The following is a 26,096-nucleotide window of genomic DNA, read 5'->3' as shown; positions in this document are numbered from 1 at the left end:
CATGACACGCCTGACCCTGCACACCGAGACCTCCGCGCCCGAAGCCAGCCGTGCGCTGGTGGCGCGCGCCGCCGCCAACAACGGCTTTCTGCCGAACCTGATCGGCATCCTCGCCAATTCGCCGCAGGCGCTCGAGACCTACCTCGGCGTGGCCCAGACCACCGCGCGCGGCGAACTCACGCTGGCCGAGCGCGAGGTGCTGCAGATCACGGCCGCGCGCATCCACGGCTGCGACTTCTGCGTGGCCGGCCATTCGGCCGCGGCGCTCAAGCAGGCCAAGCTGCCGGCCTCGGCCGTGGTGGCGCTGCAGCGCGGCGAGGCCACGGGAGAGGCGCGGCTCGATGCGGTGCGCGCCTTCACCGAGGCCGTGATCGCGAGCCGCGGCAAGGTCAGCGACGAGGCGCTCGCGGCCTTCCGCGGCGCGGGCTTCTCCGAGCGCCAGGTGCTCGAGGTGGTGCTGGGCGTGAGCCTGGCCACGCTGTGCAACTTCGCCAACAGCCTGGCCGGCAGCGCGGTCAATCCGCAACTGCAGCCCTACCTGCCCGAGAACCTGCGCGCCGACGCAGCGCCCGCCCATGCTGGCTGAGGCCGACCGGCACTGGCTCGACACGCAGGCCGAGGCGCTCGACAGCGACAACGCGCAGGCGCACGCGGTGCTGCCGCGGCTCGCGGGCGCGCAGCTGTTCGGCCTGGGCGTGCCGCGCACGATCGGCGGGCAGGGCGGCGACACGCGCGATGCCATCGAGGCCATCGCCGCCGTGGCCGGCCATTCGCTGGCGGCGGCCTTCACCTTCTGGGGCCAGCGCGTCTTCATCGAATACCTGCTGCAGTCGCCCAACCAGGCGCTGCGCGAGCGCTGGCTGCCCGCGCTGCTCGACGGCTCCCTGGCCGGTGCCTCGGGGCTGTCGAACGCGATGAAGTTCCTCGGCGGCATCGAGGCGCTGCAGATCACGGCCACGCGGCAGGAGGGCACGCCCGGTTGGCGGCTCGACGGCAGCGTGCCGTGGTGTACCAACCTGCGGCCCCAGGGCTTCGTGGCCGCGGTGGTGGTGCAGCGTGCCGATGGCGGCGCGCCGCTCGTGGCCGCGCTGCAGAGTGGACAGGCGGGCGTGGAGCGCAGCGCCGACCTCGACCTGATCGCGCTGCGCGGCAGCAACACCGCGTCGCTGCGCATCGAAGGCGCGCGGCTCGCGGCCGACGAACTGATCCACGACGAGGCCAACCGCTTCCTGCCCACGGCGCGGCCCGAGTTCCTCGGCCTGCAGTGCGGGCTGTCGATCGGGCTGGCGCGCGCCGCACTCGCGACCGCGGCGCAGGTCGGCGGCGCCGGGCGCGCGGTGCTCGACGCATCGCTCGTCGAACAGCGGCAGGCGCTCGATGCCACGGTCGATGCGCTCTACGCGGGCATCGCCGATGGCCGCTTCCGCACCCAGCCCGAGGCGCTGTTCCGCGCCCGGCTCGCGCTGGCCGACATCGCGCTGGCCGCGGTGCAGCTCGAGCTGCAGGCCAGCGGTGGCCGCGGCTACCACCGCGACCAGCCGCTGAGCCTGGCACGGCACTGGCGCGAGGTGGCGTTCGTTCCGATCGTGACGCCGAGCGTGGTGCAACTGCGTGGCGAACTCGCGCGCCGCGCGGCGCAGTCCGCATCGTGAGCGTATTGGCTGCCGAGATCGGCCTCGACGAGGCCGCGAATGCGCCGCACCCGGTGCTCGAGGCGCGCGATCTCGCCTTCGGCTTCGATGCGGCAAGGCCGGTGTTCAGCGGCGTGTCGCTCGCGGTGGCGCCGCGCGAGATCGTCTGCCTGCTCGGCGGCAGCGGCTGCGGCAAGTCCACCTTGCTGAGGCAGCTCGCGCGGCTCGAGGTGCCCGGCGTCGGGCATGCCCAGGGCGAGATCCGTTTTCTGGGCGAGGCCTTGAGCTCGCCGCATCCGCGCGCGGCGCTGGTGTTCCAGCAGCCCGGTCTGCTGCCCTGGCTCAATGCGGCGCGCAACGTGGGCTTCGGCCTCGACTTCGCGCGCCAGCCGAAGCTCGAGCGCGAGCTGCGCACGCGCCGCGTGCAGGACGCACTCGCGGCCGTGGGGCTCGCGGGGCAGGGCGGGCTCTATCCGTCGCAGCTGTCGGGCGGCATGGCGCAGCGCGTGGCGCTGGCCCGCGCGCTCGCGCGCGAACCGGTGCTGCTGCTGGCCGACGAACCCTTCTCGGCGCTCGATGCCATCACCCGCACCGAGATGCAGGAACTGCTGGTCGACCTGGTGCACCGCTGGCGCACCGCCGCACTGCTGGTCACGCACGACATCGATGAAGCGATCCTCGTCGGCGACCGCATCCTGCTGATGGGCGAGCGGCCGGGCCGCATCGTGCGCGAATGGCGCGTCGACATGCCGCGCCCGCGCAGCGATGGCGCCGCCTTCACCGCGCTTCGCCTCGACATCCTCGCCGCGCTGCAGGCCACGCGCCGTCATTGCTCCATCGAATCGCCACCCGGCATGCCAGAAAGAAAGCCCGTCGAATGACCGACCCGAATCCCGCCCATGGCGCCGCGCTGCGCGCCACCCATGTCTGCGCCTCGTCCGCCTGCGACTGCGGCCTCACGCGGCGCGACATGCTGCGGCTGTCGGCGCTGGCCGGCGCGGCGGTGGCGGCGCCCTTTCTCTCGGCCGGCGATGCGATGGCGCAAGGCTTCAAGGGCGACGACCAGCCCGTGAAGATCGGCTATCTGCCGATCACCGATGCCACGCCGCTCCTGATTGCGCATGCGCGCGGGCTGTTCGACAAGGAAGGGTTGCGCGCCGAGGCGCCGCGCATGTTCCGTTCGTGGGCGCAGATCGTCGAGGCCTTCGTCGCGGGCCAGGTCAACGTGATCCACCTGCTCACGCCGGCCACGCTGTGGGTGCGCTACGGCTCGAAGTTCCCGGCCAAGATCGCGGCCTGGAACCACATCAACGGCTCGGCGCTCACCGTGCTGCCCGAGATCGGCAAGCTCTCCGACCTCGGCGGCAAGACCGTGGCGGTGCCGTTCTGGTATTCGATCCATAACGTGCTGCTGCAGGACATGCTGCGCGCCGAGGGCCTCAGCGCCGTCACCAAGGGCGCGGGTGCCGGCGGCGGCGTGGGTCCGAAGGAGGTCAACCTCGTGGTCCTGGCGCCGGCCGAGATGGTGTCGGCGCTGGCCGCGCGCTCGATCGCGGGCTTCATCGTGGCCGAGCCCTTCAACGCGGCGGCCGAGATCGCGGGCGTGGGCAAGGTGCTGCGCTTCTCGGGCGACGTGTGGAAGGACCATGCCTGCTGCGTCACCTTCCTGGCCGAGCGCGACATCGTCGAGAAGCCCGAATGGGCGCAGCGCGTGACCCACGCGATCGTCAAGGCGCAGCTGTGGACGCGCGACAACCGGCTCGACGCGGCGCGGCTGCTGTCGAACGCCGGCGAGCGGCGCTACACGCCGCATCCGCCGCAGACCCTGGCCAAGGTGCTGGCCGCCACCGACTACGCGAGCTACGAGGCCAGCGGCGTGGTGCGTCACAAGGGCTGGAGCCAGCGGCGCATCGATTTCCAGCCCTATCCCTTCGCTTCCTACACCGAGCAGCTGGTGCGCGCGGTGCAGGGCACCCGGGTCGAGGGCGAGAACGCCTTCCTGCGTGCGCTCGATCCGAAGTTCGTGGCGCGCGACCTGGTCGATGACCGCTTCGTGCGCAAGGCGATCGAGGCCGTGGGCGGGCCGCAGGTGTTCGGCGTGGCGCCGGACTACCAGCGGCGCGAGACCATCGCGGTCTGACGTGGGCCGCCGCCTCGGACTGCCGCTGGCCGGCCTCGCGCTCGCGCTCGTGCTGTGGTGGGCCGGCAGCGCCTGGCTCGCGCAGCGCACGCCGATCGCCGCGGCCTTCGCGCCCGGGCCGTCGGCGCTGGCGCTCGTGCGTCTCGTCGCCGGCCCCGACATCTGGCAGCACGCGCTGCTGAGCCTGCAGCGCGTGGCCATTGGCCTCGCACTGGCGATCGTGTTCGGCGTGCCGCTGGGCGTGCTCACCGGGCTGTGGCGCGGCTTCGCGCAGGCCAGCACGCCGGTGTTCCAGTTCCTGCGCATGATCTCGCCGCTGTCGTGGATGCCGATCGCCGTGATGGTGCTCGGCGTGGGCGACCTGCCGGTGTATTTCCTGCTGGCCTTCGCGGCCGTGTGGCCGATCCTGCTCAACACCGCGGCCGGCGTCGCGCAACTCGATCCGCACTGGCTCACGCTCGCGCGCAGCCTGTCGGCCACGCGCCGCGAGACCGTGCTGCGCGTGATCCTGCCGGGCATCACTGCGCACCTGCTCACGGGCGTGCGGCTGGCCATCGGCATCATCTGGATCGTGCTGGTGCCGGCCGAGATGCTGGGCGTGTCGGCCGGGCTCGGCTACTTCATCCTCGATACGCGCGACCGGCTCGCCTATTCGGAGCTGATGGCGGTGATCGTGCTGATCGGGGCGCTGGGGTATCTGCTCGATGGGTTGGCGCGGTGGTTGCATGCGCGGTGGACGCATGGGTGAGGGGACGCGTGCGGCGAGCAGGGGCAACCGAACAGGAAAACGAACCGGAAAATTCAGCCTTCTGAATGACGCAAGGACTTCATATAAAGCGTTGAATACATTGGTTTTTTAAGCAGAATCAACCGGCAAAAGAACCGGAAGCCATGAGCGAAAGACCGATCCCCCTGTCTGCCACGACCAGGCGAGCTTCATGAAGCGCCTGCCTCTCTTCGCAATCCTGCTGTGGCTTTGCATCGCCCTAGGCTCGGCCAACGCGGCGCCGCCGACCTACCAGGATCTGCAGGCTGACCCGGGCACTGTGCCGATGCAGCCGGCCTGGCAATTGCGGCCGGTGGATGCATCAGCGCCGCCCTGGGAAGACATCTTCACTTTCACCATCGGCATCGCGCCGGACCTGATCGAAAAGGCGCGTTGGCTGAGCCTGAATCCGGGCAGGAACAGCGAGCGCGCGCCTGCGCTGGTCGACGCCCTCGACGGGCGAGTGCTTTTCCTGTCACCGACGGCGCGCAGCTTCTGCGATGGCCGCTGGCAGGTCGCGTGGCTGGAGCGCATCGGCATCATCGGCATCGACGGCGCACTCCAGCCGACGCTCAAGGCGTGGCTGGTCGAGCAAAAGCCCGGCGGCGGACAACGGACCACGGTGGGTATCGGGCGCATCGATGCGCGAGGGCAGTGGGCCGTGCCGCCAGTGAGTTGCGATGGCAAGGACACGACATCCATCGACTCTCCCGCCGCTCTTTCCTACCTGATGCCCGACGAATCCAGGCAGGCGGCTTCCGATCTGCAGGTGGACACGGTCTACGCACAGCCCGGCCTGCGCGATGCCGCGGGGCAGTGGCGCACGCCGCCGCCGCCGCGGGATATCACTACGGCCCAATGGATGGACTACCAGCGGCAGATGGCGGCACCGGGCTCCACCGGCTCGGGCCTCATCGATGCGCGAGGGAGGATGGTGATCCCGTTCATCTTCGGTGGGCTGTCCGACGCGACAGCCCAGCGGCGCATCCGGCTGTGCACCGCCGTCGGACTCGATCGCCAGCGCAATGCCAGCACGCCGCGCGCGTGCCGCTGGCAACGGCTGCATGGCAGCGATGCCGGCGCCGCGCTGCGGCCGGCCAAGGACGCGGACACCGGCCGATGGGGATACCGGAACGCGCAGGGTCAATGGGCGATCGCGCCGCAGTTCCGGGAGGCGCGTCCGTTCCGCCATGGCTACGCCGTCGTCGTAGGCGCATTTCCCCAGGACTGGCGGCCGCCCGGTTGGCAGGACGAACGGCCGATCATTCGGCAATTCCATCGCATGGGCCGCCACTGGGTGGCCGAAGCCCTGGTGCGCAACGCGTCCACCGCTGGCGCATGGGAAATTCGCTACGGCCTGCTCGACGATGCGGGGCAATGGCTGGCCGCCGCGCCGCAGCCCACGCTGCACGTGGCCGTGCTGTTTCCGCCCGGTGGCCGCAGCAGCCACTATGCCGGGATGCTGGCGAGCCACCTGCCCAGGCTGTTGGGACGCAATGTGCAGGTCGATCACGTGCCCCAAGCCACCGAGGCCGACTACCGCCGGCTGATGACGGAAGGCGGCAACGAGAAGGTCCTGCTCGCGGCGCTGAGGTTGCCGCGCGGAGGCATCGAGGGCGTGCACCAGGGCCCGCCGATCGATGCGCTGATGCAGGCCCTTCGCCCCGTCACGCTGCTGGCGTCGCAGCCTCTGGTGCTGGCCATCGACAGCACGAGGGCCGACACGCTGGGCATTCACAGCACCGATGACCTGCTCGCCCACGCGCGGGCCCATCCCGGCAGCCTGCGCATCGGCACGGGCGAAGACGGCTGGACCGGCCATCTCGCCTTCGGCCAGTTCCGCGCGCTGAGCGGTGTCGACGTGCAACGCGTGGTCTTCAAGGGCATGTACCCCGACTCGGACGTCATCACGAAGGAGCATGCGGTGGACCTGCTGTTCGCGCCCGTGAACGGCGTGGCGGTCGCCGTACGGCGCGGCCAGTTGCGCGTGCTCGGCACCACCGCCGATCCGGCGCGCCCGCAAAGCTTCGAGGGCGTGCCGTGGCCGACGCTGGCCGCTAGCGCGCCCTTGAGCGGCTACGCGACGTACGACCACTTCAGCCTCTGGGCACCGGCGAACTCGGATGCCGCGTCCAATCGCACCGTGCAGGAAGCCGTGGCCCAGGTGCTCGCCAGGCCCGAGGTGCGCAGGCAGCTGCAGGACCTTCAGGTCGTCGGCGGAGGCGGTTCACCCGAGAGCTTGCTGGCGCTGGAGGACGAAGAGCGCGAACGCTGGCTGCGCGCGCTGTCCTCGTCGGCGCGTTGAGGGCGCTGCCGGGTCTTCAGGCGTGACGGCCTCGACCGTCGCGCTCACTCCGTCGCGAACCACGCCAGCGCCACCGCCGGCAACGCGAACCCGATCCACGACGCCAGCGGCCATCCGCCCTTCGCATAGGCCCAGGCACCGAGTGCCGACCCCGCCGCGCCGCCGAGGAAGAAGGTGGCCATGTAGAGCCCGTTGAGCCGCGAGCGCAGTTCGGCACCGAGGCCGAAGATCGCGCGCTGCCCCAGGGTCATGTTGGCCGCCACGCCGAAGTCCAGCACCACCGCCGCGACCACCAGCAGGCCCAGCGACAGCGGCGATCCGCCATGGCTGAAATGGGCCAGCAGGAAGCTGCCCGCCACCGCGAGCATGGCGCCGATGGTCGCGCCGCGGCTCCAGCCGCGGTCGGCGGCACGGCCGACCAGGGGAGCGGCCACGGCGCCCGCCACGCCCACCAGCGCAAAGAGGGCGATCTCCGCCTGCGACAGCCCGTATTCGCTGCTCGCGAGCAGCAGCGGCGTGACGGTCCAGAACAGGCTGAACGATGCGAACAGGAAGGCGTGATAGAGCGCGCGCCGCTGCAGGACCCGTGTCGTGCGCGCGAGCCGCACCATCGATGCGAGCAACTCGCCGTAGCGCATGCCGTGCGATGGCGTGCGCGGCGGCAGCGCCAGCGCGAGGACCAGGGCCAGCACCAGCATCAGGGCCGACGAAAGCACGAACACCACGTGCCACGACGACAGCTGCGCGACGAAGCTCGCCACCGGCCGCGCCAGCATGATCCCCAGCATCAGGCCGCTCATCACGCTGCCGACGGCGCGCCCGCGCCGGGCTTCGGGCACCAGGTGGGTGACGTAGGGCACCAGCACCTGGACCGCCACGGTGCCGAGCCCGATGCACAGCGCCGCCGCCAGGAAGGGCAGCGGATGGGTGGACAGGCCCGCGGCCAGCAGCGACAGCGCGTCGGCGCACAGCAGGACCAGCACCAGCAGCCGGTTCTCGACCAGGTCGCCGAGCGGCACGATGAACAGCAGGCCCAGGCCGTAGCCGATCTGCGTCAGCGTGACGATGAGGCCGGTGGCGGCGGGCGACAGCGCGAGCGAGGCGCCGATCAGCCCGGCCAGCGGCTGCGCGTAGTAGAGGTTGGCCGCAGCCAGGCCGCAGGCCGTGGCCACCAGCAGCACCAGCCAGGCGTGGGGTTGCGCAGCGGTGGCGTGCGGCGTTGCCGTGTTCGTGGAGATCGTCATGGGGAGCGTGGGAGCGTGGAACAAATGAAGGCGCCAAATAAGGAAATGTTCATATCCAAAATTGGCAAAAAAAGGATCAGTTGAAGATGTGCATCGCGGCCTCCGCGACCGCCTGCATCTCCTTCTTGCCGCGCCCGGTGGTGCCGACCACGCGCATCCCTTGCAGCACGCACAGCACGAGCCGCGCGGCGGTCCTGTCGTCGAGCGCGGTGGCGAGCGAGCCGTCGGCCTTGCCCTGGCGGATCAGTTCCTCGAGCAGGGCCTCGTTCCGGTCGAGTGAGCGCTTGATGCGTTGCGCGACCTCGTCGTCGAGCGTGGCCAGTTCGGTGGCCGTGCCGACCACCAGGCAGCCGCGCTCGCCCTCGACGCCGTGCGCGGAGCCCGCGAAGAAGCTCAGCACGTTGAACAGCCGCTCGCGGCCGGTGGCGCCGCGCTCGACCTCGGCCCGGATCAGCGGATCGCGCCTTTCCTTGTAGCGGTCGAGGGCCGCGAGAAAGATGCCGCGCTTGTCCTTGAAGGCCTTGTAGACGCTGCCCGAGGTCAGCGCCATCGCGGCCGTCAGGTCGGTGATCGAGGTGCCGTGGTAGCCGCGTTCGCGGAAGACCAGCACGGCCTTGTCGAGCGCCTCGTCCATATCGAACTCGCGCGGGCGGCCGCGGCCCCGCGTGGGGCTGGCCTGGATCGAAGGGGAGGGGGACATGGGTGGCGAGTATATGGGAAACGATCGATCCCTATTTGAGGCGTTGCTTCCTCGTGCCGCGTTCGGTTCATATCGGCCCTTTTATGTGAATCATCATTTACCAGATTTTTTCGCCCGGCTTTAGCTCTGAGATCGCCATGTCTCATGGGATGAAGCCTGGGTTTTCCCTAAGGTTTGAAATACTGAATCACGGTTTACTTTTAAAGTGAACGGTGATTTAATTTTTCTCAGGGGCTGGACCCAGTCGCCGCCTCGGTGGCCACCCAGCCGGTGTTTCCTCCTCACTCAGAACAGAGACAGGCATGACAGAGATCGCCCCCATCTTCTTCAACTGCGAAAGCGGTTCTCAGAGCCGGTCCGCCTTCGACCGCGCGGTCGCGCGGATCGCTTCCGGCCTGCAGACGCTCGGACTCGTCGAAGGCGACACCGTGGCGCTGCTGATGCGCAACGACGCGCCGATGGCGCAGGCGATGGCCGCGGCCGACCTGGCGGGCATCTATGCCGTGCCGCTCAACTGGCATGGCAAGAGCGAGGAGATTGGCTACGTGCTGCAGGACTGCGGTGCGCGCGTGCTCATCGCGCACGACGACCTGCTGGCGCTGGTCGATGCGGACCTGCTCGACAAGCTCCAGGTCATCGCGGTGCCGACGCCGAAGGAGATCGCGGTGCGCCATGGCGTCGAGCCTGCCGCGGCGGATGCGCTCGCGGCCGGCCATATCGGTTGGCAGTCCTGGCTCGATGCGCAGCAGGATGCGGCCCGGCCGACCACCAAGCCGCGCGGCGTGATCATGTACACCTCGGGCACGACCGGAAAGCCCAAGGGCGTGCAGCGCGAGCCCTATGCCGACCTGGCGGCGTTCCGCCAGAACCTCGGCACGCTGCACCATGCCTTCGGCACGCAGCCCGGCATGCATGCCGCGATCCTCGGGCCGCTCTATCACGGCGGTCCCACGGCCTACTGGCGCGCCTGCTACGCGGCCACCGCGAAGGAAGGCATGGTGGTGGTGCGCTCGAAGTTCGATCCGATCGAGCTGCTGCAGCTGATCCAGGACTACCACATCTCGCACCTGTTCATGGTGCCCACCATGTTCATCCGGCTGCTGAAGCTGCCGCCCGAGGTCCGCGCGCGCTACGACGTCAGCAGCGTGCGGCACATCATCCATACGGCGGCGCCCTGTCCCGTGGCCGTGAAGGCCGCCATGTGCGAGTGGATGGGCGACGTGATCTACGAGTTCTACGGCGCGTCCGAAACCGGGCCGGTGACGGTGGCCACGCCGCAGGACGCCAGGGAGCGCCCCGGCACCGTGGGCCATCCGCAGTCGACGGTGCGCATGCAGATCCTCGATGCCGACGGCCTCGTGCTGCCCGCGGGCGAGATCGGCGAGATCTGCTGCCGCAACGACACCTACCCGGACTTCACCTACCGCAACCGCCACGCGGACCGCGCCGCGCTCGACCGGCACGGCCTGGTCGCGACCGGCGACATGGGCTACCTCGACGAGGGCGGCTACCTTTTCGTCTGCGATCGCGTGAAGGACATGGTGATCTCGGGCGGCGTCAACATCTATCCGGCCGAGATCGAGGCCGCGCTGATCGACATCGCCGGCATCCAGGACTGCGCCGTGTTCGGCATTCCGCACGAGGAGTACGGCGAGGCCCTGGCGGCGCATGTGCAGCTGGCGCCGGGCGCGGCGCTCACGGCCGAGGAGATCAGCGCCACGCTGCTGGCGCGGCTCACCAAGTTCAAGGTGCCGTCGGTGATTCGCTTCGAGACCCAGATGCCGCGGCAGGACAACGGAAAGATCTACAAGCGCCGCCTCTCCGAGCCCTACTGGGCAGGCCATGGCCGCCGCATCTGAGCCACGCCGCCCGCTTCCCTTCGAACCACAGAGACAAGCCATGCCATCCATCACCACGCCGACGCGGCGCGCCCTGCTGCGGGCCGCGCTCCTGGCCCCGGCCGTTGCCACCCTGCCTTCGGCCTTCGCGGCCGAGCCCGCGGGCTTTCCGTCGAAACCGATCCGCGTGCTGGTCGGCTTTCCGCCCGGCGGCTCGACCGACGCGGTGTTTCGCGTCATGGCGCGCGCCGCCGAGGGCATCCTCGGCCAGCCCATCGTGGTGGACAACCGGCCCGGCGCCGGCGGCACCATCAGCATCCTGCAGACCAGGAACGCGCCGCCCGACGGCTACACGCTGGGGCTCGCGACCATGGCGGTGTACCGTGCGCCGGTGACGGAGGACGTGGGCTACGACCCCATCGCCGACCTGACCTACGTCGTGTGCCTGACCCATGTGCCGTTCGCGATCGTGGTGCGCGCCGATTCGCCGTTCAAGACCTGGGCCGACCTCGTCGCCTTCGGCAGGGCGAACCCGGAGCGCATGAACTACGGCGTGCCCGCGGGCCTCGGGAACAGCGGCCACCTGCTGATGGAGGAGATGACCGCGCAGGAGAAGGTGAAGTGGAATCCCATTCCCTACAAGGGCAGCGCCGACGTCTCGGTGGCGCTGCTGGCGGGCGACGTCCAGTTCGTGGTCGACGGCTCCGGCGGCTACGGTTCGCTGGTCGATTCGGGCAAGGCGCGGCTGCTGGCCGTGGCGAGCGACGAGCGTTCGCCGAAGTGGACGACGGTGCCGACCACGCGCGAGCTCGGCTACCGCGCGAGCATCGATTCGCCCTGGGGGCTGGTGGGTCCGAAGAACATGAGCCCGGCGGTGGTGCGCACGCTGCAGGAAGCCTTCCGGCGCAGCCTCGAGGCGCCCGACGTGAAGGCCGCGATGCTGCGCTACGGCCAGGGCCCGCGCTTCAAGGACACGGCCGAGTTCACGCGCTTCGCGGTGAAGGCCACGGTCGACGAGCGCGCCCTGCTCACCAAGTACGGGTTCGCCAAGCGATGAGCGCCGCATCCGGACCGGGCCGCGTCGCGATCGTGGGCGGCGGCATCGGCGGCCTGTGCGCCGCGGCGCTGCTGCGGCAGCGCGGCATCGAGGCCGTCGTGTTCGAGCAGGCGCCGGCCTTCCGCGAGGTCGGCGCGGGCCTGCAGGTCAGTCCCAACGGCGTCAAGGTGCTGCGCAGCCTGGGCCTGGGCGATGCGCTCGACGCCCTGGGCGTGCGGCCGCAGAACCTGGTGATCCGCGGCTGGAAGACCGGCATCGCGATCTCGCGCACCGGCATCCAGGGCGACTTCGACCGTGCCTACGGCGCGCCGTACTACCACGTGCACCGCGCGGACCTGCACCAGATGCTGCTCGGCGCCGTGGCGCCATCGGCGCTCCAGGTCGGCCGCCGGCTCACGTCGATGGACATGGACGATGGCGATGGCGATATCACGCTCGGCTTCGGCGAGGACCGCGCGCGCTTCGACGCCGTGATCGGCGCCGACGGCATCCACTCGGCGGTGCGGCGCTTCCTGCACGGCGACGAGTCGCCGCGCTTCACCGGCAACGTGGCCTTCCGCGCCACGGTCCCGGTCGACGACGCGCTGCGCCGCGAGGTGGCGCGCGACTCCACGATCTGGGTCGGCCCCGGCGGCCACGTGGTCCATTACTACGTGCGCGGCGGCAGCCTGCTCAACATCGTCGCGGTCCAGGAGACCACGCGCTGGGCCGACGAGTCGTGGACCCAGGAGGCGGAGCGCGGCGACCTGCTGCAGGCCTTCGCCGGATGGAACAAGGGGCTGCTGCGCATCCTCGAGCGCGCCGAGCAGTGCAACCGCTGGGCGCTCTACGACCGCGATCCGCTGCCGGCCTGGGGGCGCGGGCGCGCCACCCTGCTGGGCGATGCCGCGCATCCCATGCTGCCATTCCTCGCGCAGGGCGCCGTCATGGCGATGGAAGACGCCTTCCTGCTGGCCGAGAGCCTGGCCGCGGGATCCGATGCCGCGCAGGCACTGCGCACCTACGAGGGTGCGCGCATCCAGCGCACCGGCCGCATCCAGCTGGCCGCGCGCGCACGCGGCCACGCGATGCACGTGGGCAGCGCGCGCGAATCGCTGCGCCGCAATGCCACGCTGTTCTTCAACAGCCGGATGAAGCGCGACGAGCAGATCGAGCGCGGCCAGTCGCTGTACGGCTACGACGTGGCGAAGATGGCCTCGAAGGCGGCCGGGAGCCGGCCATGAGCGCGCGCGCGCTGGCGGGCATCCGCGTGGTCGAGTTCATGGCCAAGGGGCCGGTGCCGCTGTGCACGATGATGCTCGCGGACATGGGCGCCGAGGTGATTCAGGTCGCGCGCTTCGACGAGCCACGGCGCCACGATCCCGCGCTGCGCTTTACCGACCGCGGCAAGCGCGAGATGCGCGTCGATCTCAAGCAGCCCGAAGGGTTGGCGGCCGTGCGGCGGCTGATCGACAGGGCCGACGTGCTGGTCGAGGGCTTCAGGCCCGGCGTGATGGAACGGCTGGGCCTGGGGCCGGCGCCGTGCCAGGCCGCGAACGCGGCGCTGGTCTATGCGCGCATCACCGGCTGGGGCCAGGAAGGGCCGCTGGCCCGCTCGGCCGGACACGACATCAACTTTCTCGCGGCCACCGGCGCACTCGACAGCATCGGCACGGCCGAGGGCGGGCCCGCGATCCCGCTGAACCTGATCGCGGATTTCGCCGGTGGTTCGATGCATGCCGCCTTCGGCATCTGCGCGGCGCTGCTCGAGCGCCATCGCTCCGGCCAGGGCCAGGTGCTCGACATCGCCATGACCGACGGCGTGCTCTCGCTGATGACCTCGCTGTGGGCGATCCGCGCGCGCGGCGACTGGGCGGGCGGGCGCGGCGGCAATTTCCTCGATGGCGGCGCGCCGCATTACGCGGTCTACCGAACGGCGGAAGGCAGGCACCTCGCGGTCGGCGCCATGGAGGCGCCGTTTCGCGCCACGCTGATGGCGGTGCTGGGCCTGCCCGCGGACCGTGCCGCGCTGTGCGAGCAGCCCGCGGCCTGGGCCGGGCTGAAGGCCGAGATCGCGGCTGTGGTCGCGCGCAGGCCGCTCGCCGAATGGATGCAGCTGTTCGACGGCAAGGAGGCCTGTGTCACCGCGGTCGCGAGCCTCGACGAAGCGCAAGCCGACCCGGCGCTGGCGCAGCGCCGGGCCTTCGACCGCGAGGGCCCGCTGCCGCAGCCGGCGCCCGCGCCCCGCCTGTCGCGCACGCCTGCATCGAAGGGCGCGCCGGTCATGCAGGGCGAAGACGTCACGCGGCGCATCCTCGACGAACTCGGCTACGGGCCCGAGCAGATACGCGCGCTGCTCGACGCTCGGGCCGTCGCCTGACCGCACCACCACACATCACAAGGATCGATTCCACATGCAAGACACCCTCGAGTCGCCCGCCGCGGCGCAGACACTGGACCGGCTTCTCTCGGAACGCCACAGCTGCCGGGCCTTCCAGCCGCGCGCGGTGCCGCGTTCGCTGATCGAGCAGGTCTTCCGCAGCGCCCAGCGCGCGGCTTCCTGGTCCAACGTGCAGGCCTGGCAGGTCAGCGTGGTGTCGGGCGGCGCACGCGACGCGCTGAGCGCCGCGCTGCTGGCGGCCGGGCCGGACGACCGCTCGAGCGACCTCCCGCTGCCGCATGCCTACACCGGTGTCTACCAGGACCGGCGCCGCGAATGCGGCTTCCAGCTCTACGACGCGCTGGCGATCGCCAAGGGCGACAAGGAGGGGACGGCCCGGCAGATGAAGGAGAACTTCCGCTTCTTCGGCGCGCCCCATGCGGCCATCTTCAGCTCCGACCCCGGGCTCGGTACCTACGGCGCCATCGACGTCGGCGGCTATGTGCAGCTGGTGTTGCTGGCCATGCAGGCGCACGGCCTCGCGGCCATTGCGCAGGGCGCGCTGGCGGTCTACAGCCCGCTGGTGAAGAAGCAGCTCGGCATTCCCGAGGAGCGGCTCGTGGTCTGCGGCATGTCCTTCGGCTACGAGGACGAGGCCCATGCGGCCAACAGCTTCCGCACGACCCGCGCGCCGATCGAGCAGGTCGTCGACTGGCGCGACTGAGCGGGGAAGAAGCCATGCCTCTCCCGCAGGCCACGGACCGGGAGCCTTTGCATGAACGCAGCATCAGCTACCGCGGCTACCTGCGCGCCGACGGCCGCTGGGATATCGATGCGTGGCTGCGCGACGTCAAGGCCTACGACCGCGAGGTAGACGGGCGGCTGTTGAGCGCCGGCACGCCGGTCCACGACATGGGCCTTCGCGTGACGCTCGACGACGGCCTCGAGATCGTGGCGATCGAAGTCGCGATGGACAGCGCGCCCTTCGCTGAATGCCGGCGCGTGCAGGCGAAGATGCAGGCGCTGGTCGGCGCCAGGCTGGGCCGCGGCTGGCGCGATGCCATCCAGGCACGCATCGGCGGCATCGAGGGCTGCACGCATCTGCGCGAGCTGCTGTTCGGCGTCGCCACCGCGGCGATCCAGACCATTCCGCCGGTGCTGGCGCGGCGGCGGGCAGCAAGCGGCATCGAAGTGCCGGGCGATTCGAGGGCGCCCGCGCACCTGAACACCTGCCTGGGCTGGGATGCCACCGGCCCGGCCGTGCTGCGCTACTACCCGAAGCACGCGCGTACCGCGGGCCCGGGTTCCTAGCGATCCGAGCGGGCTTCCGCCGCGCCAGTCGGCGGATGACCTTCCACGCCCCAGTCGCGCAATGCTTGTTCGCCACCGCATCCCGGCGCCGGCGCCGCGTGCCCGGCCCGCCCCGGGGTGCGCGAGAACCTCGGCGCGGCGGCCGGCTGCATCCCCGTACCGGGGTCCGCGAAGGTCCCGCGCGCCTTCAGGTGCGGATGCTCGGCAGCCTGCGCCATCGACAAGACCGGCGCGAAGCAGCAGTCCGTGCCCTCGAGCAGCGCGCACCATGCATCGCGGCTGCGCTGCGCGAAGGTGCGGCCCAGCACGGAGCGAAGCGCGGGCCAGCATGCCCGGTCCATGTGATCAGGGAAATCGTCGGCGTCGAGGCCGATGAGGCCCATCAGCTCGACGAAGAATTTCCGCTCGAGCGCGCCGACGCAGACGTACTCGCCATCGAGGCAGCGATAGCTGTCGTACCAGGGCGCGCCGCCGTCGAGCGAGTTCGCCCCGCGCTCGTCGCGCCACAGGCCCTGGCGCCGCAACGCATAGGCGAGGGTCATGAGCGACGACGCGCCGTCGACGATCGCGGCATCGATCACCTGGCCCGCGCCCGACGACTGGCGCTCGTGCAGCGCCGACAGAATGCCCAGCGCCAGGTACAGCGAGCCGCCGCCGAAATCAGCGACCAGGTTGAGCGGCGGCACCGGTGCCTCGCCGCTTCGACCGATGGCATGCAGCGCGCCCGTGAGCGCGAGATAGTTGATGTCGTGCCCGGCCGATGCCGCGAGCGGCCCGTGCTGTCCCCAGCCGGTCATGCGGCCGTAGACGAGGCGCGGGTTGCGCCGCAGCGCCACCTCCGGCCCGAGGCCGAGCCGCTCCATCACGCCGGGCCTGAAGCCCTCGATGACGACGTCGGCCTTCTCGAGGATGGCCAGCACCCGCTCCCGCGAGCTCGGCGCCTTCAGGTCCACGACCAGCGACCGCTTGCCGCGGCCCAGGTCGTCGCAGGCCGTGTCCAGCGGCTCGCCAAGGCCGGCCGTGTGCGGGCGGTCCAGCCGAAGCACGTCGGCGCCGAGGTCGGCCAGCAGCATGCCGCAGAAGGGCACGGGGCCGATCGCGGGCATCTCCACCACCTTGAGGCCCCTCAAGGGCCCATGTGGCGCCGGCGTCATGCCCGTGCCGTCTCGCGGGCCTCGAGCGTTCGCGGCGCCTGCGTCACGTCGTGCTGGAAGATCCATTCGGCGCGGTGCGAGGTCTTGCCGGGTGCCGTGAGGTTCTGCCAGAAGAAGCCGAGGTCGCGCTTCAGCCGCGCCCACGGCGAGCGCAGGTGCGCGGTGCGGCCGCGTTCGCGCGCGCCGAGCTGGATGCGGCTGGTGCGCGGCTTGCGTTCCGCCTCGTAGGCCGCGAGCGCCTCGACCGGCGCGTGCGGAAAGCGCGTCAGCCAGTCGGCCAGCGCATAGCTGTCCTCGAGCGCCTGCGCGGCGCCCTGCGCGAGAAAGGGCAGCATGGGATGCGCGGCATCGCCGATCAGCGTGACCCGGCCCACGCTCCATTGCGCGAGTGGATCGCGATCGAACAGGCCCCACTTGTACAGGCCCTCGGCGCGCTCGAAGAGCGCGAGCAGCCGCGGGTTCCAGCCCTCGAAGGCCCGCAGCAGTTCGTCCTTCGAACTGGGCGTGGTCCACGACTCGCCGGTCCAGGCCTCGGTCTCGCGGATCGCCACGAAGTTGACGAGCGCGCCGCCGCGCAGGTAGTAGGTCACGACATGGCCGTCGGGCCCCATCCAGTTCGACGAGGCGGGCAGCACCTGGCCCGGAGGCAGCAGCTCCGCGGGGATGATGCCGCGCCAGCAGATGTTGCCGGTGAAGCGCGGCGCCTCGTCGCCGAACAGCGAGCGCCGCACCGCCGAATGGATACCATCGGCGCCGACGACGACGTCCGCGAACGCCACATGGCCGTTCTCGAAGTCGACGCGTACCCGGTCGGACTCCTGGGTCACCGCCGACACCTTGTGCGCGATCCGGACCATGCCGGCCGGCAGTGCCGAACGCAGCAGCGCATGCAGGTCGGCGCGATGCACGTGCACGTAGGGCGCGCCGTAGCGGGCCTGGTGCGAGGGATGCAGCGGGGTCTTGTAGAGCATGCGGCCGGAGCGCCAGCTCCAGCCGATGAAGTGGCGCGGCAGGAAGCCTCGGGACACGACCTGCTCGTCGATCTCGAGCGCGCGCAGCACTTTGACTGCGTTCGCGCTCAGCTGCACGCCCGCGCCGACTTCCTGCAGCTGGCTGGCCTGCTCGTACACCTCGACCGCGAAGCCGCGTCGATGCAGCAGCGCGGCCAGTGCCAGGCCGCCGATGCCCGCGCCGGCGACCAAAATGCGCGGCAGCGCCGGGATTTGCGGGCCATTCATGCGCCGGTCGCGAAGGTGCCGACGGCCGTGGCCACCGGGCGATCGGGTTCGCTGTCGCTCGCGATGCTCACGCGCGCGAACGACAGGCTGCGTCCCTGCTTCACGACCTCGGCCGTGGCGCGCAGGCCGTCCTTCGCGGCGCGCAGGTAGGTGACGTGCAGGTCGACGGTCGCGACCGGGCGCTGTTCGCCCAGCGCGGCCCACAGCGCGCACACCATCGCGGTGTCGGCCAGCGCCGCGATCGCCTGGCCCGACACGGTCCCGCCTTCGCGGCAGGCGACCGGCGACAAGGGCATGGCGAGCACCGTCTGGCCATCGCCGATGTGGACGATCTCGGGGCGCAGCGACAACACCCAGGGCGGAAAGACCTCCGCGAGGATCGCGGGCGCGGATTGCAGGTCGAATGTGGCCATCGCGCGCTCCTAGCCCAGTGCGTGGAAGCGGCCGCCGTCGCGCGCCATGGCGCGCAGCGATGCCGGTGCCTCGAAGCGCGCGCCGTGCTGGCGCGCCAGCGCATCGCACTCGGCCACGAAGCGGTCGGCACCCGCCTGGTCGATGTGCGCGAGCACGCCGCCGCGGAAGGCCGGATAGCTCCAGCCCAGCACGGCAGCGGCATCGAGCGCGAGCGGATCGCTGGCGATGCCTTCGTCCATCGCATGCACCGTCTCCAGCGACTGGATGTGCAGCAGCCGGTTGACCACCTCCTGCGTCGAGGGCTGCGGCGAGCGCGGCGGGAACAGTTCGGCCAGCCCGCTCCACACGGTCTTGCCCTCGGGCGGATAGTCGTAGACGCCGCCCGCGGCCTTCCGGCCGAGGCGGCCGGCATCGAGCAGCTTCGCTATCGCCTGCTGCGCGCCCTGCGACTGCATCGCGGTGCCACGGGCCTCGCGCGCCAGGCTGCCGACGATGTCGGCCAGCAGGTCGTAGGAGGTCAGGTCGGCCATCGCGAGCGGCCCGATCGGCAGGCCCGCGATGAAGGCCGCGTTGTCGATCAGCGCCGGTGACACGCCCTCGTTGAGCAGGTGCAGCGCTTCGCGCGTGTAGGCACCCACCACGCGCGAGGTGTAGAAGCCGGGGCCGTCGTTGACCACCACCGGTGTCTTGCCGAGCAGCCTGAGGAAGTCCAGCGAGCGGGCGAGCGTGGCCTCGGAGGTGTCCGCGCCCATGATGACTTCCACCAGCGCCATGCGGTCCACCGGTGCGAAGAAGTGCAAGCCGATGAAGTTGCGCGGATGCGCCACCGTCTTCGCGAGGCCGGAGATCGACAGCGTCGAGGTGTTGGTGGCGAGCAGCACGTCGGGACCGGCCGCCGCGAGCACGCGCTCGAACACCTCGCGCTTGGCCTCTGCAACCTCGATCACGGCCTCGACCACGAGATCGCAGCCTTGCAGCAGTTCGAAGTCCGACCCGGCCTGCAGCCGGCCGAGGATGGCATCGCGCTCCTGCATGCTCATGAGCTTGCGTTCGACCGAGCCGTCGAGCGTCTTCGCGATCCGCTCGCGGCCGCGCGCGGCGGTGGCGTCGTCGCGATCGAGCAGCACGGTGGCGATCCCGGCACGGGCGCAGACCAGGGCGATGCCCGCGCCCATGGTGCCGGCGCCGATCACGCCCACGCGCTTCGGCTCGAAGCGCGGCACGTCGGGGCTGCGGCGCGTGAGCTTGCGCGCCGCGTTGGCCGCGATGAACTGGGTGCGGATGCGGTTCTTGGCGGAAGGCGAGGTCACGACCTGTGCGAAGTAGCGCTGCTCGATCGCGAGGCCCGCGTCGATGTCGCGCTGCAGCGCCTGGCCGAGCACGTGCAGCAGCACGCCGGGCGCGCGGTCCTCCGTCGGCGACTTGCGCCGCAGCTGCGGCCAGGCATTGAAGAAGAAGGCGCGGCCTTCCAGCGATTGCGGCTCGAAGCCCGGATAGCGGAAGCCCTTGCGGTCCCAGGGCTGCTGCGCCTGCGGATGGGCGAGCACCCAGGCGCGTGCCGTCTCGAGCAGGCGGTCGGCCGCCACCACCTCGTTCACCAGCCCGAGCGCCAGCGCCTCGGCGGCGCCGACCGGCTTGCCTTCCATCAGCAGCCGCGTCGCGGGCGCGATGCCGATCAGCCGCGGCAGGCGCTGCGTGCCGCCGGCGCCGGGGATCAGTCCCAGCGTGACCTCGGGCAGGCCGAATCGGAGCCGCGCGTCGTCCGCCGCCAGCCGGTGGTGGCAGGCCAGCGCGATCTCGAGCCCGCCGCCCAGTGCCGAGCCGTCGAGCACGGCCACGAAGGGCTTGCCCGCGCGCTCCATGCGGCGCAGCGTCGCGCCGATGGTGGCGACCTTGGCGATGGCGCCTTCGGCCGTCTGCGTGGCATAGAGGCCCAGCAGGTCGCCGCCCGCGACGAAGTCGCGCTTGGCCGAGCGCACCAGCACGCCACGCACAGCGTCGTCGGCGAGGGCCCGGTCGACCGCCGCCGAGAAGGCCGTGATCGAGGCGTGGGTCTTGAGGTTGACCGGTCCGTCCGGGTTGTTCCAGACGATGTGGGCGACGCCGTCGGCGTCTTGTTCGTAGTCGATCATTTGCAGCGCTCCCTCAGACCAGTTCCACAATCGTTGCGACGCCCATGCCCAGGCCGGTGCACATCGCGACCAGCCCGCGGCGCAGTCCGCGGCGCTCGAGTTCGTCGACCAGCGTCCCGATCAGCATCCCGCCGGTCGCGCCGACCGGATGGCCGAGCGCGATCGCGCCGCCGGCGACGTTCATGCGCTCGGGGTCGACCCCCAGGTCCAACATGTACTTGAGCACCACGGAGGCGAAGGCCTCGTTGACCTCGAACAGGTCGATGTCCTGGATGCGCAGGCCGGCGCGCGCGAGCGCCTTCTCGGTGGCCGGCGTGGGAGCGGTCAGCATGACGCAGGGGTCGGCGGCCGCGCTCGCGGTGGCGAGCACGCGCGCGCGCGGCTTGCGGCCCAGTTGGTCGCCGAGCCGGCGGCTGCCGAGCAGCACCGCGGACGCGCCGTCCGAGATGCCGGATGAATTGCCGGCGTGGTGCACGTGGTTCACTCTGTCGACCTGCGGGTAGCGGTAGCGCACGGTGGCGTCGAAACCCATCTTCTCGCCGGAGCTCAGGAACGAGGCCTTGAGCGCCGCGAGCGAATCGACCGTGGTCTCGGGCCGCACCAGCTCGTCGGTGGCCAGGCACAGCCGGCCGTTGCGGTCGTGCACGGGCACCAGCGAGCGGTCGAACCAGCCGGCGCGCTGCGCGGCAGCGGCGTTCTGGTGCGAGCGTGCCGCGAAGGCATCGACGTCGGTGCGCGAGAAGCCCTCGAGGGTGGCGATCAGGTCCGCCGCGACGCCCTGGGGCGTCTGCAGCACGCGGTCGTTGAAGTAGACGTCCGAGACCGAAGGGCCGCCGGTGCCGAAGAGCATCGGCACCAGCGAGTTCATTTCCACGCCGCCCGCGACCACGCAGTCGGCCTGGCCCGCCATGATCTTGGCGGTCGCGGCGTTGACCGCGTCCAGGCCCGAGCCGCAGAAGCGCGCCACCATGAAGCCGGGCACCGTGTCGCCGTAGCCGGCCTCGATCACGGCCGAGCGCGCGATGTTCGCGCCCTGGTCGCCGACGGCCTCGACGCAGCCCAGGATGACTTCATCGACCACCGCGGGGTCGAAGCCGTTGCGCTCGGGCAGGGCCCGCAGCACCGTGGCCGACAGTTCGAGCGGCGACAGCGTGTGCAGTGCGCCCTGTGCCTTGCCGCGGCCGCGCGGCGTGCGCACCGCGTCGTAGATCAATGCTTCCAATTTCCGTACCTCTCTAGTTGCTGCCCGATGCGCGGGGCCAGAGGCCGCGCGCAATGATTTCCTTCATGATTTCGGAGGTGCCGCCGGCGATGCGCTCCACGCGCGCATCCGCATAGGCGCGCGACACCTCGTACTCCGACATGTAGCCCCAGCCGCCGTGCTGCTGCAGGCAGGCGTCGACGCAGCGCCCGAGCATCTCGGTCACCCAGAGCTTTCCCGCCGCGGCCGTGGTCGCGTCCAGCGTGCCGGCCATGTGCTCGGCGATCAGCCGGTCGACCAGCGCGCGGCCCGCGAGCAGGTCGGCCTTCGCCGTGGCGAGCGCGAAGCGCGTGTTCTGCATCTGCGACAGCGGCGCGTCGAACACGCGGCGCTCGGCCACGTAGGCGCAGGTGTCGCGGAACACCGCCTCGGCCCGGGCCTGGCAGGTGATGCAGATGGTCAGCCGCTCGCGCGCCAGGCCGTGCATCAGGTAGCGCATGCCCTGGCCGGCCTCGCCGAGCAGGTCCGCGCCATCGAGTTGCACTTCGTCGAAGAAGAGTTCGGACGTGTCCTGCGCGTGATGGCCGAGCTTCTCGAGCTTGCGGCCGCGCTGCACGCCTGGCAGGCCGGCATCGACCAGGAAGATCGACAGCCGTTCGTCGTCGTCGGTCTTGGCCGCGACCACGAACAGGTCGGCGAGCTGCCCGTTGGAGATGAACACCTTCTGGCCCGAGAGGCGCCAGCCGCCGTCCGTGCGCCGGGCGCGGGTGCGGATGGCGCGCAGGTCGCTGCCCGCGGCGGGCTCGGTCATTGCGACCGCGGCGATGGCATCGCCCGCCACCAGCCGCGGCAGCCAGCGCTCGCGCTGCGCATCGCTGCCGAAATGGGCGAGGTAGGGCACGGCCATTTCCGAATGGATGCCGAAGCCCGGCCCGGCCGCATGCGCGAAGGCCATCTCCTCGAGCGCGACGACGGTGTAGAGATAGTCGGCGCCCGCGCCGCCCCATCGGCTGTCGACGGTGCAGCACAGCATGCCGAGCTGGCCGGCCTGCCGCCAGATGTCGCGCGGCACCTGGCCGGCGCGCTCCCAGTCGCGGTGGTGCGGCACGATGCGCTCGGCGACGAAGCGCCGCACCTGGGCGCGGAAGTCCTCGTGCTCGGGCTGGAACAGGTGGCGTGGGAACAGCAATTCAGTCATCGCGCGGCGCTCCTCTGGAGATACGCCTCGCGCAGCGCCTTCTTCTGCACCTTGCCGACCCCCGACAGCGGCAGCGATTCGGCGAAGTCGTAGCTGCGCGGCACCTTGTAGCCGGCCAGCCGCGCGCGGCAGTGGGCGTCGAGCGACTCGCGGTCCAGCGCGAAGCCCGCTCGCGCCACGACGACCGCATGGACGCGTTCGCCCCAGTGGTCGTCGGGCAGGCCGATCACCGCGCATTCGCGCACGGCGGGGTGGCCGGCGATGGCGCTCTCGACCTCGGCGCAGTAGATGTTCTCGCCGCCGCTGATGATCATGTCCTTGATGCGGTCGACCACGAACAGGAAGCCCTCGTCGTCGAGGTAGCCGCCATCGCCCGAGCCCAGCCATCCGTCCTTCAGGGTCGCTTGCGTCTGCGCGGCATCGTTCCAGTAGCCGCGCATCACGGGCACGCCGCGGATCTGGATCTCGCCGACCTGACCCGCGCGCAGCGGCTGTCCGTGGCCGTCCACGATCCGGATCTCGAAGCCCTCGGTCGCGGTGCCGGCGGCGCCGAGCTTGCCGGCGAGCGGCCCCGCGAGCACGTGCCGTTCGGGCGGCAGCATGACGCAGGCGCCGCAGCTTTCGGTCAAGCCGTAGAACTGGTGGATGCCGGCATTCGGAAACGCGTCGAGCACGCGCTGCAGCAGCGCGGCGGAGATCGGCGCCGCGCCGTACGAGATGCGGCGCACGCGCGCGAGCAGCGCGTCGTCGCGGCACGGCGCATCGAGCACCGCGGCGAGCATCGTCGGCACCAGCTGCAGGTGGGTGATGCCGTCGCGCGCGAGCCGCCGGTAGAAGTCCTCGGGCGTGAAGCGCGCCATGAAGCCGTGGCCGCCGCCGGCCAGGCTCACGGCCAGGCCGATGCCGAGGTCGGCGAGGTGGAACATCGGCGCGGCATGCAGGTACACCGTGTGCTCGTCGTGCGCGAGATCGCGCCGCATGTTGCCGGCCGCGGCGGCGAAGTTGCGGTGCGTGAGTTCCACGCCCTTGGGCAGGCCGGTGGTGCCGCCGGTGTACATGAGCGCGGCGAGCGCCGTGGGGTCGGCAGCGAAGGCGGGGATCGGCTCGCTGGCGGCAAGGTGGCCATGCAGCGCCTCGTCGAGCGTCAGCACCAACTTCGGCGCGTCCGCCGCGGCGGCGATGGCCTGGCCGAAGTCGCGGAAGTTGTCGTCCACGACCAGCATCGATGCCCGCGAATGCTCGAGGATGAAGCGCAGCTCGTCACTCGCGAGCCGCGTGTTGAGCGGCACCAGCACGCCGCCGGCCCACCACACGGCCAGCAGCAGCTCGAAATGGCGTGGCGAATTGAGCGCGAGCGTGGCCGCGTGGTCGCCGGGGTTCAGGCCCGCCGCGCGCAGGCCGCCGGCCATCGAGGCCACGCGCCGCAGCACCTCGCCCCAGCGCGAGGCCTCGCCCTCGCCGGCGAACGCGCGGCGATCGGGATGCGCCGTGGCGAGCGCCGCGAGCGCCTGGACGATCGGCGTCTCGTTCATTCGAGTCGGATCCCGGCCGCACGGATCATCCGGCCCGCGTTCTCTTCGTCGCGCCGCACCAGCGCCTGGAACTCGGCCACCGTCATCTGGCCCGGCTCCTGGCCGAAGTCGACGAGCTTGGCGACCAGCTCGGGGGCCTGCAGCGCCTTGCGCATGTCGGCGCCGAGCTTCTGGACGATGGCGTCGGGCACGCCGCGCGCGGCGAAGACGCCGATCCAGGCCGGCGTCTCGAAGCCCTTGATGCCCAGCTCGGCGAAGGAGGGGACGGCCGGCAGGAAGCGCGAGCGCCGCTCGCCGGTCACGGCCAGGGGCACCAGCTTGCCGCTCGCGATGTGCTGCTTGACCGTGCCGTAGTTCGAGACCGCCAGCGCGACCTCGCCCCCCAGCACTGCCTGCACGGCCGGCGCCGCGCCCTTGTAGGGGGAGTGGACGATCTCGGTGCCCGAGGCGCGGTTGAGCTCGTTGAGCACCAGGTGCGAGTTGGAGCCGATGCCGTAGGAACCGAAGGCGAAGCGCTGGGGCTCGCGCCGCGCGGCGGCGAACAGCTCGGGCAGGGTGCGCGCGCCGGCGGCGGGGTTGGCCACCAGCACCAGCTGCTCGACGGTGATCGCGCCCACCGGCACCAGGTCGGTGGCGGGATTGAACGGCACCTTGGCCATGAGGTAGGGCAGCTGCGTCGTCAGCGAGATGGTCGCGAGGAAGGTGCTGCCGTCGCGCGGCGCGTTGAGCACGGTCTCGGCCGCGATGATGGTGTTGGCGCCGGGCTTGTTGTCGATGACGGTGGCCGTGCCGCCCCAGCCCTTGCGCAGCTGCTCGCATAGCTGCCGCGTCGCGATGTCCGCGCCGCCGCCGGGGGCGAACGGCACCACCAGCCGCACCGGGCGCTGCGGCCAATCGGCCGCCTGCGCGAGCGCCGGCGCCTGGGACAGCGCGCCGAACCCGGCGCCAAGTGCGCCCTGCATGAGCGATCGTCTTGAAAGCATCGTTGTCTCCTTTTGTTGTTTTCGTGCCAAACATGAATTCATGTTCACACGAAGCGATTCGTCCTCTTTCGAGGGTGATTGCCTGCGATACCTGATTAAAACGCCGTCAAATATAAAAGTAAATCGTCATTTATCTATCGTAAACCCTAGGTTTGAGCCAACGAGAGAGGAGCCTCTATTGCATAATGGCAAGTAAAGGAAGATTCAGAATGGAAGCAGAGGTAGCAGTCCGCAAGCGTGCGACCACCAAGGGCGACGCGACCCGCGAGGCGGTCAAGCAGGCGGCCAAGCGCGCGATCGCGAGCGACGGGTTCTCGGGCGTGAAGATCGCGGACATCATGGCCAAGGCTGGCAAGTCGCCGGGCGCCTTCTACCTGTACTTCAAGACCAAGGAGCAGTTGCTGCTCGAGCTGGTCGAGGACTTCCGCCGCCGCCTCAAGGACGAGGTCAACAAGCCGCTCGAGGAGCGGGAGACGGCGTTCGACACGCTGTCCACGCGCCTGGGCGCGTTCTGGAAGATCTACCGCGACGACTGGCCGACGGCCACCGCGGCCTTCCAGATGGCGATGGTCGACAGCCAGTTCGAGCGCGCCTGGCGCAACGTGCGCCAGCAGGGCATCCGCGGTGTCTCCGCGCTGATCGAGCTGTCCAAGAAGCAGGGCTACGCGCGCGACCTCGACACCGAGCTCGCGGCCTCCGCGCTGTGCTCGATGCTCGAATACACCTGCTACAACTGGACCGCGAAGGGCGGCGACTTCCCCGATCGGTTCATCGACGACGCCACCGCCGTGAAGGTGCTTTCCTATCTCTTCGTCAACGCCGTGAGCGGCGGCCACGGGCTGCCGGGGTCGCAGCCCGGCGCCGCCTGAGCTCACCCCGGGGCTTCCGCGTCG

23 protein-coding genes are annotated in these 26,096 nt (G+C 70.8%); 13 read left to right on the top strand and 10 right to left on the bottom strand.

Annotated features, from left to right (window positions below):
* Nucleotide 1 precedes the first annotated feature (1 nt).
* The 6 genes from INQ48_32800 (at nucleotide 2) to INQ48_32775 (ending at nucleotide 6,842) form a co-directional block, all read left to right on the top strand.
* Entirely contained in the window at nucleotides 2–586 is a 585-nt protein-coding gene (locus INQ48_32800) for a carboxymuconolactone decarboxylase family protein (protein QRF62331.1), read from the top strand.
* Nucleotides 576–1,652 carry an acyl-CoA/acyl-ACP dehydrogenase gene (locus INQ48_32795; protein QRF62330.1) on the top strand — a complete coding sequence of 359 codons (1,077 nt, stop codon included), beginning with the start codon at nucleotides 576–578 and terminating at the stop codon, nucleotides 1,650–1,652. The genes INQ48_32800 and INQ48_32795 overlap by 11 nt, the downstream gene beginning before the upstream one ends.
* Before the next feature lie 17 nt (nucleotides 1,653–1,669).
* Nucleotides 1,670–2,512, top strand: coding sequence for an ABC transporter ATP-binding protein (locus tag INQ48_32790; protein ID QRF63048.1), 843 nt, complete (start codon nucleotides 1,670–1,672; stop codon nucleotides 2,510–2,512).
* Nucleotides 2,509–3,771 (top strand): ABC transporter substrate-binding protein, encoded by a 1,263-nt coding sequence (locus tag INQ48_32785; protein ID QRF62329.1) that lies wholly within the window; start codon nucleotides 2,509–2,511, stop codon nucleotides 3,769–3,771. Before INQ48_32790 ends, INQ48_32785 begins: the two co-directional genes overlap by 4 nt.
* Nucleotides 3,674–4,519 carry an ABC transporter permease gene (locus tag INQ48_32780; GenBank protein ID QRF62328.1) on the top strand — a complete coding sequence of 282 codons (846 nt, stop codon included), beginning with the start codon at nucleotides 3,674–3,676 and terminating at the stop codon, nucleotides 4,517–4,519. Before INQ48_32785 ends, INQ48_32780 begins: the two co-directional genes overlap by 98 nt.
* A gap of 190 nt (nucleotides 4,520–4,709) precedes the next feature.
* The gene (locus INQ48_32775) at nucleotides 4,710–6,842 is read left to right on the top strand and encodes a WG repeat-containing protein (GenBank protein QRF62327.1); all 2,133 of its coding nucleotides are present in this window, start codon (nucleotides 4,710–4,712) and stop codon (nucleotides 6,840–6,842) included.
* A 44-nt stretch (nucleotides 6,843–6,886) separates the two neighbouring features.
* Here the strand turns inward: INQ48_32775 and INQ48_32770 are convergent, their stop codons facing one another.
* Nucleotides 6,887–8,086, bottom strand: a complete 1,200-nt coding sequence (locus tag INQ48_32770; GenBank protein ID QRF62326.1) for an MFS transporter — start codon at nucleotides 8,084–8,086, stop codon at nucleotides 6,887–6,889.
* A 76-nt stretch (nucleotides 8,087–8,162) separates the two neighbouring features.
* Nucleotides 8,163–8,720, bottom strand: coding sequence for a TetR/AcrR family transcriptional regulator (locus INQ48_32765; protein ID QRF63047.1), 558 nt, complete (start codon nucleotides 8,718–8,720; stop codon nucleotides 8,163–8,165).
* Between the two features lie 368 nt (nucleotides 8,721–9,088).
* Here INQ48_32765 and INQ48_32760 point away from each other — a divergent pair, with 368 nt between their 5' ends.
* The 6 genes from INQ48_32760 to INQ48_32735 are packed head-to-tail and all read left to right on the top strand — an operon-like array spanning nucleotide 9,089 to nucleotide 15,351.
* Nucleotides 9,089–10,645: an AMP-binding protein gene (locus tag INQ48_32760; protein QRF62325.1), complete on the top strand. Its 1,557-nt coding sequence runs from the start codon at nucleotides 9,089–9,091 to the stop codon at nucleotides 10,643–10,645.
* Between the two features lie 40 nt (nucleotides 10,646–10,685).
* Nucleotides 10,686–11,681: a tripartite tricarboxylate transporter substrate binding protein gene (locus INQ48_32755; GenBank protein ID QRF62324.1), complete on the top strand. Its 996-nt coding sequence runs from the start codon at nucleotides 10,686–10,688 to the stop codon at nucleotides 11,679–11,681.
* On the top strand, nucleotides 11,678–12,904 hold the full coding sequence (locus tag INQ48_32750) for an FAD-dependent monooxygenase (protein QRF62323.1): 1,227 nt from the start codon (nucleotides 11,678–11,680) through the stop codon (nucleotides 12,902–12,904). Before INQ48_32755 ends, INQ48_32750 begins: the two co-directional genes overlap by 4 nt.
* The gene (locus tag INQ48_32745; protein QRF62322.1) at nucleotides 12,901–14,040 is read left to right on the top strand and encodes a CoA transferase; all 1,140 of its coding nucleotides are present in this window, start codon (nucleotides 12,901–12,903) and stop codon (nucleotides 14,038–14,040) included. Before INQ48_32750 ends, INQ48_32745 begins: the two co-directional genes overlap by 4 nt.
* 34 nt (nucleotides 14,041–14,074) lie before the next feature.
* On the top strand, nucleotides 14,075–14,764 hold the full coding sequence (locus tag INQ48_32740; GenBank protein ID QRF62321.1) for a nitroreductase: 690 nt from the start codon (nucleotides 14,075–14,077) through the stop codon (nucleotides 14,762–14,764).
* Between the two features lie 14 nt (nucleotides 14,765–14,778).
* A complete protein-coding gene (locus INQ48_32735; protein ID QRF62320.1) occupies nucleotides 14,779–15,351 on the top strand; it encodes a DUF2889 domain-containing protein in 573 nt (190 codons plus the stop codon).
* On the opposite strand, the gene INQ48_32730 is transcribed toward INQ48_32735, so the two are convergent.
* From INQ48_32730 to INQ48_32695, 8 genes are read right to left on the bottom strand one after another with little or no spacing between them, the layout of a single operon-like run.
* A complete protein-coding gene (locus tag INQ48_32730) occupies nucleotides 15,348–16,505 on the bottom strand; it encodes a CoA transferase (protein QRF62319.1) in 1,158 nt (385 codons plus the stop codon). The genes INQ48_32735 and INQ48_32730 overlap by 4 nt on opposite strands.
* Nucleotides 16,502–17,743, bottom strand: a complete 1,242-nt coding sequence (locus tag INQ48_32725) for an FAD-dependent monooxygenase (GenBank protein QRF62318.1) — start codon at nucleotides 17,741–17,743, stop codon at nucleotides 16,502–16,504. The genes INQ48_32730 and INQ48_32725 overlap by 4 nt, the downstream gene beginning before the upstream one ends.
* Nucleotides 17,740–18,156: a PaaI family thioesterase gene (locus tag INQ48_32720; protein ID QRF62317.1), complete on the bottom strand. Its 417-nt coding sequence runs from the start codon at nucleotides 18,154–18,156 to the stop codon at nucleotides 17,740–17,742. The genes INQ48_32725 and INQ48_32720 overlap by 4 nt, the downstream gene beginning before the upstream one ends.
* A 9-nt stretch (nucleotides 18,157–18,165) precedes the next feature.
* On the bottom strand, nucleotides 18,166–20,289 hold the full coding sequence (locus INQ48_32715) for an enoyl-CoA hydratase/isomerase family protein (GenBank protein ID QRF62316.1): 2,124 nt from the start codon (nucleotides 20,287–20,289) through the stop codon (nucleotides 18,166–18,168).
* Nucleotides 20,290–20,302: 13 nt separating this feature from the next.
* On the bottom strand, nucleotides 20,303–21,511 hold the full coding sequence (locus INQ48_32710; protein ID QRF62315.1) for an acetyl-CoA C-acetyltransferase: 1,209 nt from the start codon (nucleotides 21,509–21,511) through the stop codon (nucleotides 20,303–20,305).
* 13 nt (nucleotides 21,512–21,524) lie between these two features.
* Nucleotides 21,525–22,688, bottom strand: a complete 1,164-nt coding sequence (locus INQ48_32705) for an acyl-CoA dehydrogenase family protein (GenBank protein ID QRF62314.1) — start codon at nucleotides 22,686–22,688, stop codon at nucleotides 21,525–21,527.
* The gene (locus INQ48_32700; GenBank protein QRF62313.1) at nucleotides 22,685–24,220 is read right to left on the bottom strand and encodes an AMP-binding protein; all 1,536 of its coding nucleotides are present in this window, start codon (nucleotides 24,218–24,220) and stop codon (nucleotides 22,685–22,687) included. The genes INQ48_32705 and INQ48_32700 overlap by 4 nt, the downstream gene beginning before the upstream one ends.
* Nucleotides 24,217–25,203: a tripartite tricarboxylate transporter substrate binding protein gene (locus INQ48_32695; GenBank protein ID QRF62312.1), complete on the bottom strand. Its 987-nt coding sequence runs from the start codon at nucleotides 25,201–25,203 to the stop codon at nucleotides 24,217–24,219. Before INQ48_32695 ends, INQ48_32700 begins: the two co-directional genes overlap by 4 nt.
* A gap of 209 nt (nucleotides 25,204–25,412) precedes the next feature.
* On the opposite strand from INQ48_32695, the gene INQ48_32690 reads away from it, so the two are divergent.
* Nucleotides 25,413–26,072, top strand: coding sequence for a TetR/AcrR family transcriptional regulator (locus INQ48_32690; protein QRF62311.1), 660 nt, complete (start codon nucleotides 25,413–25,415; stop codon nucleotides 26,070–26,072).
* Nucleotides 26,073–26,096: the final 24 nt, after the last annotated feature.

Origin of the sequence: Variovorax paradoxus, from assembly GCA_016806145.1 — a bacterium.
GTDB lineage: Bacteria > Pseudomonadota > Gammaproteobacteria > Burkholderiales > Burkholderiaceae_C > Variovorax.
The sequence above is the reverse complement of the archived record's forward strand: the minus strand, read 5'-3'. Positions and strand labels throughout refer to the sequence as shown.

Excerpts from the sequence above, each read along its gene's own strand:
- INQ48_32785 (QRF62329.1), top strand. The coding sequence starts at position 2,509 with ATGACCGACCCGAATCCCGCCCATGGCGCCGCGCTGCGCGCCACCCAT.
- INQ48_32765 (QRF63047.1), bottom strand. The coding sequence starts at position 8,720 with ATGGACGAGGCGCTCGACAAGGCCGTGCTGGTCTTCCGCGAACGCGGC.
- INQ48_32775 (QRF62327.1), top strand. The coding sequence starts at position 4,710 with ATGAAGCGCCTGCCTCTCTTCGCAATCCTGCTGTGGCTTTGCATCGCC.
- INQ48_32780 (QRF62328.1), top strand. The coding sequence starts at position 3,674 with ATGACCGCTTCGTGCGCAAGGCGATCGAGGCCGTGGGCGGGCCGCAGG.
- INQ48_32735 (QRF62320.1), top strand. The coding sequence starts at position 14,779 with ATGCCTCTCCCGCAGGCCACGGACCGGGAGCCTTTGCATGAACGCAGC.
- INQ48_32705 (QRF62314.1), bottom strand. The coding sequence starts at position 22,688 with ATGACTGAATTGCTGTTCCCACGCCACCTGTTCCAGCCCGAGCACGAG.
- INQ48_32730 (QRF62319.1), bottom strand. The coding sequence starts at position 16,505 with ATGACGCCGGCGCCACATGGGCCCTTGAGGGGCCTCAAGGTGGTGGAG.
- INQ48_32720 (QRF62317.1), bottom strand. The coding sequence starts at position 18,156 with ATGGCCACATTCGACCTGCAATCCGCGCCCGCGATCCTCGCGGAGGTC.
- INQ48_32800 (QRF62331.1), top strand. The coding sequence starts at position 2 with ATGACACGCCTGACCCTGCACACCGAGACCTCCGCGCCCGAAGCCAGC.
- INQ48_32750 (QRF62323.1), top strand. The coding sequence starts at position 11,678 with ATGAGCGCCGCATCCGGACCGGGCCGCGTCGCGATCGTGGGCGGCGGC.
- INQ48_32770 (QRF62326.1), bottom strand. The coding sequence starts at position 8,086 with ATGACGATCTCCACGAACACGGCAACGCCGCACGCCACCGCTGCGCAA.
- INQ48_32725 (QRF62318.1), bottom strand. The coding sequence starts at position 17,743 with ATGAATGGCCCGCAAATCCCGGCGCTGCCGCGCATTTTGGTCGCCGGC.
- INQ48_32755 (QRF62324.1), top strand. The coding sequence starts at position 10,686 with ATGCCATCCATCACCACGCCGACGCGGCGCGCCCTGCTGCGGGCCGCG.
- INQ48_32695 (QRF62312.1), bottom strand. The coding sequence starts at position 25,203 with ATGCTTTCAAGACGATCGCTCATGCAGGGCGCACTTGGCGCCGGGTTC.
- INQ48_32715 (QRF62316.1), bottom strand. The coding sequence starts at position 20,289 with ATGATCGACTACGAACAAGACGCCGACGGCGTCGCCCACATCGTCTGG.
- INQ48_32690 (QRF62311.1), top strand. The coding sequence starts at position 25,413 with ATGGAAGCAGAGGTAGCAGTCCGCAAGCGTGCGACCACCAAGGGCGAC.
- INQ48_32740 (QRF62321.1), top strand. The coding sequence starts at position 14,075 with ATGCAAGACACCCTCGAGTCGCCCGCCGCGGCGCAGACACTGGACCGG.
- INQ48_32700 (QRF62313.1), bottom strand. The coding sequence starts at position 24,220 with ATGAACGAGACGCCGATCGTCCAGGCGCTCGCGGCGCTCGCCACGGCG.
- INQ48_32760 (QRF62325.1), top strand. The coding sequence starts at position 9,089 with ATGACAGAGATCGCCCCCATCTTCTTCAACTGCGAAAGCGGTTCTCAG.
- INQ48_32795 (QRF62330.1), top strand. The coding sequence starts at position 576 with ATGCTGGCTGAGGCCGACCGGCACTGGCTCGACACGCAGGCCGAGGCG.
- INQ48_32745 (QRF62322.1), top strand. The coding sequence starts at position 12,901 with ATGAGCGCGCGCGCGCTGGCGGGCATCCGCGTGGTCGAGTTCATGGCC.